Here is a 1,309-nt window from a genome sequence, read left to right as displayed (position 1 = left end):
CCCGGTAGGCAAATCCGCCGGGCTAAGATGAGGGGTGATAACGGGTCTGCTTGCAGACGAAGTGAGTGATACCCAGCTTCCAGGAAAAGCCACTAAGCTTCAGCTACACACGACCGTACCGCAAACCGACACTGGTGCGCGAGATGAGTATTCTAAGGCGCTTGAGAGAACTCAGGAGAAGGAACTCGGCAAATTGACACCGTAACTTCGGGAGAAGGTGTGCCCTCAGTAAGTGAAGTTGTACAAACGGAGCTAAACGGGGTTGCAAAGAATAGGTGGCTGCGACTGTTTAATAAAAACACAGCACTCTGCAAACACGAAAGTGGACGTATAGGGTGTGACGCCTGCCCGGTGCTGGAAGATTAAATGATGGGGTGCAAGCTCTTGATTGAAGTCCCAGTAAACGGCGGCCGTAACTATAACGGTCCTAAGGTAGCGAAATTCCTTGTCGGGTAAGTTCCGACCTGCACGAATGGCGTAACGATGGCCACACTGTCTCCTCCTGAGACTCAGCGAAGTTGAAATGTTTGTGATGATGCAATCTCCCCGCGGAAAGACGGAAAGACCCCATGAACCTTTACTGTAGCTTTGTATTGGACTTTGAACAGATCTGTGTAGGATAGGTGGGAGGCTTTGAAGTGAGGATGCTAGTTCTCATGGAGCCAACGTTGAAATACCACCCTGGTGTGTTTGAGGTTCTAACCTTGGTCCATTATCTGGATCGGGGACAGTGCATGGTAGGCAGTTTGACTGGGGCGGTCTCCTCCCAAAGCGTAACGGAGGAGTTCGAAGGTACGCTAGTTACGGTCGGACATCGTGACGATAGTGCAATGGCATAAGCGTGCTTAACTGCGAGACTGACAAGTCGAGCAGATGCGAAAGCAGGACATAGTGATCCGGTGGTTCTGTATGGAAGGGCCATCGCTCAACGGATAAAAGGTACTCTGGGGATAACAGGCTGATACCGCCCAAGAGTTCATATCGACGGCGGTGTTTGGCACCTCGATGTCGGCTCATCTCATCCTGGGGCTGTAGTCGGTCCCAAGGGTATGGCTGTTCGCCATTTAAAGAGGTACGTGAGCTGGGTTTAAAACGTCGTGAGACAGTTTGGTCCCTATCTTCCGTGGGCGCTGCAGATTTGAGGAAGCCTGCTCCTAGTACGAGAGGACCGGAGTGGACACACCTCTGGTGTATCGGTTGTCACGCCAGTGGCATTGCCGAGTAGCTATGTGTGGAAGAGATAACCGCTGAAAGCATCTAAGCGGGAAACTCGTTCCAAGATGAGATCTGCCGGGGGCTTGACCCCCCT

1 rRNA gene (cut by a window edge) is annotated in these 1,309 nt (G+C 52.0%); it reads left to right on the top strand.

The window, feature by feature from the left end:
* Positions 1-1,306 (top strand): 23S ribosomal RNA (locus tag EDF71_RS24765) (it extends 1,568 nt beyond the left edge of the window).
* The last annotated feature ends 3 nt before the right edge of the window (positions 1,307-1,309 follow it).

The organism is Comamonas sp. JUb58, from assembly GCF_004364775.1.
Classification (GTDB): domain Bacteria; phylum Pseudomonadota; class Gammaproteobacteria; order Burkholderiales; family Burkholderiaceae_C; genus Comamonas.
The sequence above is the reverse complement of the archived record's forward strand: the minus strand, read 5'-3'. Positions and strand labels throughout refer to the sequence as shown.